General features: G+C 51.4%; 8 protein-coding genes. All 8 read right to left on the bottom strand.

From position 1 onward, the window contains the following. Positions 1-373 precede the first annotated feature (373 nt). The 8 genes from ABYP33_RS05390 to miaA all read right to left on the bottom strand — a co-directional run bounded on the left by ABYP33_RS05390 (position 374) and on the right by miaA (position 7,989). A complete protein-coding gene (locus ABYP33_RS05390) occupies positions 374-1,666 on the bottom strand; it encodes an adenylosuccinate synthase (RefSeq protein WP_373089157.1) in 1,293 nt (430 codons plus the stop codon). Between the two features lie 49 nt (positions 1,667-1,715). After that, the gene (locus tag ABYP33_RS05385) at positions 1,716-2,888 is read right to left on the bottom strand and encodes an ATP phosphoribosyltransferase regulatory subunit (protein ID WP_373089155.1); all 1,173 of its coding nucleotides are present in this window, start codon (positions 2,886-2,888) and stop codon (positions 1,716-1,718) included. Between the two features lie 35 nt (positions 2,889-2,923). Next, on the bottom strand, positions 2,924-3,109 hold the full coding sequence (locus ABYP33_RS05380; protein WP_373089153.1) for a DUF2065 domain-containing protein: 186 nt from the start codon (positions 3,107-3,109) through the stop codon (positions 2,924-2,926). A gap of 122 nt (positions 3,110-3,231) precedes the next feature. Then, on the bottom strand, positions 3,232-4,104 hold the full coding sequence (hflC, locus tag ABYP33_RS05375; protein ID WP_373089151.1) for a protease modulator HflC: 873 nt from the start codon (positions 4,102-4,104) through the stop codon (positions 3,232-3,234). Position 4,105: 1 nt separating this feature from the next. Next, the gene (gene hflK / locus ABYP33_RS05370; protein WP_373089149.1) at positions 4,106-5,248 is read right to left on the bottom strand and encodes an FtsH protease activity modulator HflK; all 1,143 of its coding nucleotides are present in this window, start codon (positions 5,246-5,248) and stop codon (positions 4,106-4,108) included. 102 nt (positions 5,249-5,350) lie between these two features. Further along, complete coding sequence (hflX, locus tag ABYP33_RS05365) at positions 5,351-6,667, bottom strand: ribosome rescue GTPase HflX (RefSeq protein ID WP_373089147.1); 1,317 nt, start codon at positions 6,665-6,667, stop codon at positions 5,351-5,353. Between the two features lie 31 nt (positions 6,668-6,698). Next, a complete protein-coding gene (hfq, locus tag ABYP33_RS05360; RefSeq protein ID WP_373089145.1) occupies positions 6,699-6,956 on the bottom strand; it encodes an RNA chaperone Hfq in 258 nt (85 codons plus the stop codon). A gap of 118 nt (positions 6,957-7,074) precedes the next feature. Then, positions 7,075-7,989 (bottom strand): tRNA (adenosine(37)-N6)-dimethylallyltransferase MiaA, encoded by a 915-nt coding sequence (miaA, locus tag ABYP33_RS05355; protein WP_373089159.1) that lies wholly within the window; start codon positions 7,987-7,989, stop codon positions 7,075-7,077. Positions 7,990-8,027 lie beyond the last annotated feature (38 nt).

The following is an 8,027-nucleotide window of genomic DNA, read 5'->3' as shown; positions in this document are numbered from 1 at the left end:
GACCTTAGCCTCAGTAGCAAGTAGTTTTTTAAACTTTCTTACCACCCCAACTGCTTAAACAAATCGCGTTCCGCACCTCGGTGAAGTCCGCCTCAGCAGTTGAGGAGGCGCATTATAGACACGCCAGCTTAGGAGTCAACATACTTTGCTAAATAATTGAAAATACTTGTAAAATGGTCGTTTTGTAAGCAAGATGGCTACTTATTGCTCGACTCAACACCGCGTCAGCAGCGCATTCGGTACTATCGAACACCGATATTTCTATACTGCGCACTAAGGCGCGCAGCCCTCACAGCATATATCGGCAAAGCACCCCTTTCTACACACCAAAAAAAACCACCCGATGGGTGGTTTTTTTTGGTGTTAACGCTACTTAAGCAAAGGGATGACGTAGCACTATCGTTTCAACGCGATCAGGGCCGGTAGATATAATATCTATTGGCACACCGACGATTTCTTCGATGCGGCGAATATAAGCCCGCGCATTTTCTGGCAACTCTTCAAGCGACTTAGCACCCACGGTAGATTCTGACCAACCCGCGACATCTTCGTAGATCGGTGTAATCGTACTGTAGTCTTCGCAGTCGAACGGCGCAGCAATCGATTCACCAGCGGGATTTTTATAATCCACGCACATGCGAATCGTTTCCAAACCATCAAGGACATCCAATTTGGTCAGACATATACCAGTCACACTATTAATCCGCACGGCTTGACGCAACGCCACACCATCAAACCAACCACAGCGACGCGGCCGCCCCGTAGTGGCACCAAACTCATGCCCTTTTTTGGCTAAGTAAGCACCGGTCTCGTCAAACAACTCGGTTGGGAAGGGGCCGCTACCAACGCGCGTGGTATAGGCCTTGGTAATACCCAGAACATAGTCGAGATACAAAGGGCCAAAACCGCTTCCCGTAGCGGTACCACCTGCAGTGGTATTTGATGAGGTCACAAAAGGGTAAGTGCCGTGATCAATATCCAGCAAGGAGCCTTGAGCACCCTCAAATAAAATATTGGCGCCCTCTTCCCGATACTTATGCAGCGCACTGGTCACATCGGTAACCATAGACCGCATTTCTTCCGCCATACGCAGCGCGTCATCTAGGGTCTTTTGGTAATCGATCGCGGGCACTTTGTAGTATTCGGTGAGCATGAAGTTATGGTATTCCATCACTTCTTTAAGCTTTACCGCAAAACGGTCAGCATTATACAGGTCACCCAAGCGCAAACCGCGACGCGCCACCTTGTCCTCATAAGCAGGGCCAATGCCGCGCCCGGTGGTGCCAATCTTAGCCTCACCACGCGCAGCCTCACGCGCCAAATCAAGGGCAACGTGGTAAGGCAGAATCAATGGACAAGCCGGGCTCAGGCGCAGGCGCTCGCGCACCGGCACACCATTAGTCTCTAACTCAGCCATTTCTTTTAACAGCGCATCCGGTGCCAATACCACACCATTGCCGATTAGGCAGGTTACACCCTCGCGCAGGATACCTGACGGGATCAAGTGTAATACGGTCTTTTCACCACCGATAACCAAGGTATGACCGGCATTATGGCCACCCTGAAAACGTGCGACAGCTGCCGCCTGATCGGTAAGTAAATCGACGATCTTACCCTTGCCTTCGTCGCCCCACTGGGTGCCTAGCACCACTACATTCTTGCTCATATCCGCTTCTCTGGATAAAGGTTAGTCAACTGACCCACAGTGCGCGGGCCTAATCTCGCAATGGTGTAAGACACCACTGTCCATCGTGTTTGCCAACCAAGCGGTCACATGTCGTATCGACATCTTGACCGGGTAGCCCGCAAATCACCCGCTCACCAGCATCGCGCAAGGTCTGTACAAACAGCCACTGCTTTGGATCTGGATCGTAGGGTGCAAACACTGCCGACGGCTCTGCAACCGGCGACAATAATTCTAATAGCGCTTTTAGATCAACACTGAATCCTGTTGCTGGACGAGCGCGACCAAACAGCACGCCAATATCGTCGTAGCGACCACCGAGGGCCAAGGCCTGACCGTGTTCGCGCACCAGTGCAGAAAACACCACACCCGTGTGGTAGTGCAGACCGCGCAACTCAGCCAAATCAAAATAAAACTTAATATCGGCAATACGTAGCGCCAAGGCACTGGTTAATTCTTCCAGGCTAGCAATGGCCGCAACTGCCTCGGGAATATCGGCAAACAGTGCCCGCCCCCGACTCAGTACATCTTCGCCGCCATGCAACTCATTCAATTCTAATAGCTGCTTAGCGACATTCACCGACACCGGCAGCGCAGCGACAAACAGTTTCAATTCGGTTTTTGCCTTACGCTGCAAAATATCGAAATAACTCGCTTCTTGCTCTGCATTTAGACCCGCCGCTTTTACCACCGCGCGGTAGATACCAACGTGCCCAGTATCTAAAGTAATGCCTTCTAAACCTGCAACCCGCAACGTCTCGAGCATCAGGCAAATAATTTCTAAGTCACTGGCGGGGCTATTATCGCCATATAACTCAGCACCGAGCTGAATCGGCGAGCGCGAGGCCAGTGGCTGTTTGGGCTTGCTGTGTAACACACTTCCGGCATAACACAGCCGCACCGGGCCTTCACGCCCCAAACTATGAGCGTCAATTCGCGCAGCCTGCGGGGTAATATCGGCACGAACCCCCATCATGCGACCAGTCAATTGATCGGTCACCCTAAAGGTGAGCAGGTCAATATCACTACCCAAACCAACCAATAAAGAATCGGTGTATTCCAACATAGGCGGAATAATTAATTCGTAGCCCCAGCGCTTATACAAATCTAAAAGCTGGCGGCGCAGTGCTTCGACCTGTGCCGCCTGCGCGGGTAACAGCTCTTCTACACCATCTGGGAGTAACCAACGATCTACCGAAGTCATACGTGTATTTTGCTCTCTTTCTCTGCCATCAGACGCTAGCGCGACAAGCTTAATAAAATAAGCCCCGCTAACATACTCACTAAACCGGCAATACGCACAGATCTACTGTCCATATCCGCCATCCGGTATGCTAATAAACGCCAGCGCTCAGGACTGAGAAATGGCAGCACACCTTCAATAATAAGTACCATACTGAGAGCCACTGACAGTTCCTGCCACATGTGCTTTGCCTGCTACAAACATAAAAAATCCGCGCTGCCCGCAGGGTTTTAGACCTCGGTGCAGCCCGGATGCGTGGATGATACCACACTCCCCGCCGGAGCGAGGAGTGAAACAAGGATTGCTACTTACTACCACCTTGTTTCATGTAACGGAAGAATTCACTTTTGCTGTCAACCACCAACAAATCACCTTTATTACTAAAGGACGACTGATAAGCACTAAGACTGCGCAAAAAGGAATAAAATTCCGGATCGCGATTATATGCCGCCGCGTAAGTTCTGGCCGCGAGCGCATCGCCTTCACCACGCAGCACTTCTGAGTCGCGATAGGCGTTTGCACCAATAACGGTACGCTGGCGATCTGCAGTTGCACGAATTTTCTCTGCCAATTCACGACCGGTAGAGCGATGTTCGCGGGCTTCGCGCTCACGCTCCGACTTCATCCGATCAAATACCGACTGACTCACCTGCGATGGCAAATCAATACGTTTAACTCGGACATCAACCAACTGAATACCAAACTCAGAGGTCGTTATCTGATTAAGATCCCGAGTTAAATCTGTCATTAACAGATCCCGCTCACCAGACACCACTTCGTGAAAAGTGCGCTCACCAAATTTATTCCGCAAACCCGTGTTTATTCGCTGAGCCAACAAGCCTTCCGCACGCCCCTCTTCACCATTGGTGGCGGTATAGAATTTCTGGGTATCAATAACCTTCCACTTGGCGTAGAAGTCGACATCCAACGGCTTTTTCTCAATGGTTAAAAACCGTTGAGTTGGCGCGTCTAGGGTTAAAATACGACGCTCAAATTTGCGCACCATATGCACAAAAGGCGTTTTAATGTGTAAACCAACACTAATATCAGGGTCGACCACCTCACCAAACTTGAGCAATACACCGCGCTCTGTTTCACGCACGATATATAGGCTGTTTAGCGCCAGTACAATCAAACCCAGCAGTACGACTACAACGGTAAAATTACGTCCACCCATGTTAACGACCCTCCCTGCGCGAGCTCTGACTGTCACGGCGCAACTGCTCAATGACTTTATCTGTCAACTGGCGCATATCCGGTTCAGAACCCCCCGCTGGGCGAGCAACCGCCGACTTTTCCATCAATTTATCTAGCGGCAAATACATCATATTATTACCACCCTCGACATCTACCATTACCTTAGTAGCATCGCTATACATGGTTTCCAGTGCATCAATATACAAACGCTCACGGGTAACCTTAGGCGCCTTACGATATTCATCGTAAAGATCCACAAAACGCTGAGCCTCACCCTGCGATCTAGCAACGACCTGCTCTTTGTAAGCCTGAGCTTCTTCGAGCTGCCGCTGAGCCGCACCACGGGCCTCAGGAATAATACCGTTTGCATACGCCTCGGCTTCATTCTTTAAGCGCTCACGGTCTTCTTTGGCACGAGTAACATCGTCAAATGCGTCCTGCACCTGCGATGGTGCCTGAGCATCTTCAATATTGACCTTGGCAACCAGAATTCCGCTCTGGTAGGTATCAAGATAACTCTGCAGACGCTGCTGAGTGTCAATCGCAATTTGCTCTCGGCCCTCAGTAATCACTTGGTCCATTTTCGAGCTGCCAACAACGTGACGCAAAGAGCTTTCCAAAGCGTGTTCTAAACTCAATTCGGGGCTCTTCACTTTCAGAAGGAAATTAGCCGGATCAGATACTGTGTACTGAACCGACAAGGCGACATCGACGATATTCTCGTCTTCCGTCAGCATCTGACCGCGACTCGTAATTCCCCGAACTTTAGTCACGTTAATTTTGTTCACTTCATCCATCAACGGCGGATTCCAACGCAGACCAGGCATCACCGTTTCGTGATAAACCCCGAGACGCAACACCACCGCACGCTCTTGCTGATCGACCTGATAAAAGCCAAATAAGCCCCAGACCACCACAGCGAGGACTGCGACAATACCTAGGACGCCGGCGCTAAGATGAAAATCACCACCATTGCCGCTACCACCACTCTTGTTACCACCGCCAAATATACTATTCAGCTTTTCCTGCAGCTTTTTCAGCGCTTCATCTAAATCTGGCGGCCCTTGGTTATTACCACCCCAAGGATCATTGTCTTTACCGCCACCCGGTTCATTCCAGGCCATAGCCCTCTCCTATCGATTATCGTTGTGGTTCGCTAATGTTATACCGCAGCCGATGTGTACTGCGGAAAGCCCGCGACATCACGATTTTGTCCGGCGGGCAGTCTAGCAGAATTCTTCCCGCATGCTAACCGGACGACTTGAGTCCAGCGACGCTTCAGTAATTGACTCGGCAGCCAACACGCGCTGCCAATCGGCTTCCGGCAAACGTATTTTTAAGCGCTGAGAACCATCATCATTCATTTCTTCGTCTAGCACCGCATCAAGACTAAACAAGCGCGCGCGCAATCGCCCTTGCGCCGCAGCTAAGGTGATGCTGGTTTCGCAAATTTCATTGCCAAGCAACTCACTCAAGGCCTGATAAAATAAATCGAGACCCCGGTCATCTCGCGCTGACAACCAAACACGCACCGGCTGACCAGCGTCGTCACGCTCAATACGCGGTTCACTGCCAATCAAGTCAGTTTTATTGTAAACCTCGAGAATGGGGATATCTGCAGCGCCAATCTCAGCAAGCACGTTCATTACCTGCTTCATATTGTCTTGCCGCTCAGGGTCAGCGCAGTCAACAACATGAATCAGCAAATCGGCAATGACCGCTTCTTCAAGCGTTGCCCGAAACGCCTCAACCAACTTGTGCGGCAAATGCCGAATAAAGCCCACAGTGTCAGCCAAAATAACTGGCCCAACGTCGCCCACCATTATACGACGCACGGTCGGATCCAACGTCGCAAACAACTGATCAGCGGCGTACACGCTAGAGGTAGTCAACACATTAAACAGCGTCGATTTGCCCGCATTAGTGTAGCCCACCAGTGACAGTGCCGGAATCTCTGCTCGCCGCCGCGCGCGCCGAGCCTGCTCGCGTTGACGCCGGACTTTTTGCAGTCGCGATTGAATAGCAGTGATGCGCGCACGCAACAAACGCCGGTCAGTCTCTAACTGACTCTCACCGGGGCCACGCAAACCGATACCGCCTTTTTGCCGCTCTAGGTGAGTCCAACCCCGCACCAAACGCGTCGACATATGCTGCAGCTGAGCGAGCTCAACCTGCAATTTGCCTTCATGGGTATGGGCGCGCTGGGCAAATATATCGAGAATCAGACCGGTACGATCAAGCACGCGACATTGCAATTCGCGCTCAATATTACGTTCTTGGCTAGGCGACAAGGAATGGTTAAACAACACCAGCTCGCCTTCATTGGCGATCAGTGCTTCACGAATTTCTTCGAGCTTGCCGCTGCCAACAAACAACCGCGCGTCCGGACGCTTACGAGATCCAGTAATAAACGCAACTGGATCACCCCCTGCGGAGGTCACCAATTGCACAAACTCATTGGAGTCTTCGCGCTCGTCTTCACTGTGAAAATCCAGGTGCACCAGTATTGCGCGCTCACCGGAATTAGGTCTTTCAAATAGCAAGGACGAACCTCAAATCAACAAAGAACGATTATTATACGCCTTCTTGTTCTTCGTCATCTTCTGGCGGATGCGCCATCGGTAAACGAACAACACGTGACGGAACCACGGTAGAAATGGCGTGTTTATAGACCATTTGACTAACCGTATTTTTTAACAGAACCACAAACTGATCGAAAGACTCAATTTGGCCCTGCAATTTAATGCCGTTAACCAGATAGATAGAAACCGGAATACGCTCTTTGCGAAGAATATTCAGGTAAGGGTCTTGTAAGGTATGCCCTTTTGACATGGTGGACCTCCTGTATGCCCAAATCGGGCGTTGATAAAACGTATCAAAAAGTAGTATTAGGATCGCAAACCCAACAACAAGTTCGCAAACAGACTGGGTAGCGCCCAGTATACCTAAGTTATAGCAGTTCGGCAGCGCCAGAATGCGCTAACACGGAATTTAGTTGCAATTCAATATTACCGCCCGTCTCCAGCCATTGCAGGTCTGACCAACCGCGCAGCCACGTTAATTGCCGTTTGGCCAATTGGCGGGTGGCAATCAGGGCTCCTTCAAAGGCCTCATCAAGAGAGTAATCGCCGCGCAAATGCCCCCACACTTGCCGGTAACCCACCGCGCGAACGGCAGGTAAATCAGCGTGTAAATCGCCACGCGCCATCAAACCAGCCACCTCCTCGACAAAACCCTGCGCAAACATTTGCTGCAAGCGCTGCTCAATGCGTTGGTGTAAAACGCTACGCTCTGGCGGCGCAATCGCAAACTGGAAAACTCGGTATGGCAGAACTTGCTCAGCCTGCTGGGCCTGCCATTCACTCATGGCAACACCACTAATACGGTAAACCTCTAAGGCGCGAGACAAGCGCTGAGAATGATTTGGATGGATTCGCGCCGCCGACGCTGCATCCACCTCAGCTAATAGCGCATGCACCGCCGGCCAGCCGTCCGCCTCAGCTATCGCATTAATCTCAGCGCGAATCTGCTGGTCCGCTGGCGGCATATCGGCCAAGCCCTCAAGCAAGGCCTTGTAATACAACATGGTGCCCCCGACCAAGAGTGGAATTCGCCCCGCCGCCGCACTTTTGGCCATGGCTGCCAGTGCATCGCGACGGAAGTTTGCCGCCGAATAGGCTTCACTGGGATCACAAATATCGATTAACTGGTGGGGATAACGCGCCAAGGTCGCCGCATCAGGCTTGGCACTGCCGATGTCTAGGCCACGGTAGACCAAGGCCGAATCAACGCTAATCAAATCACAGGGCAGGCGATCACTGAGCGCGAGGGCAAGATCGGTTTTACCTGCCGCCGTCGGCCCCATCAAAAAAATCGCTTTCGGCAATCCCTGACTGGAGTCAC

Origin of the sequence: Zhongshania sp., from assembly GCF_041584495.1 — a bacterium.
Taxonomy (GTDB): Bacteria; Pseudomonadota; Gammaproteobacteria; order Pseudomonadales; family Spongiibacteraceae; genus Spongiibacter.
This window is presented reverse-complemented; position numbering and strand designations above follow the sequence as displayed.

Bases quoted from the DNA above. Each gene is read 5' to 3' on its own strand.
- ABYP33_RS05390 (WP_373089157.1), bottom strand. From the start codon at position 1,666: ATGAGCAAGAATGTAGTGGTGCTAGGCACCCAGTGGGGCGACGAAGGC.
- ABYP33_RS05385 (WP_373089155.1), bottom strand. From the start codon at position 2,888: ATGACTTCGGTAGATCGTTGGTTACTCCCAGATGGTGTAGAAGAGCTG.
- ABYP33_RS05380 (WP_373089153.1), bottom strand. From the start codon at position 3,109: ATGTGGCAGGAACTGTCAGTGGCTCTCAGTATGGTACTTATTATTGAA.
- hflC (WP_373089151.1), bottom strand. From the start codon at position 4,104: ATGGGTGGACGTAATTTTACCGTTGTAGTCGTACTGCTGGGTTTGATT.
- hflK (WP_373089149.1), bottom strand. From the start codon at position 5,248: ATGGCCTGGAATGAACCGGGTGGCGGTAAAGACAATGATCCTTGGGGT.
- hfq (WP_373089145.1), bottom strand. From the start codon at position 6,956: ATGTCAAAAGGGCATACCTTACAAGACCCTTACCTGAATATTCTTCGC.
- miaA (WP_373089159.1), bottom strand. From the start codon at position 7,989: ATGGGGCCGACGGCGGCAGGTAAAACCGATCTTGCCCTCGCGCTCAGT.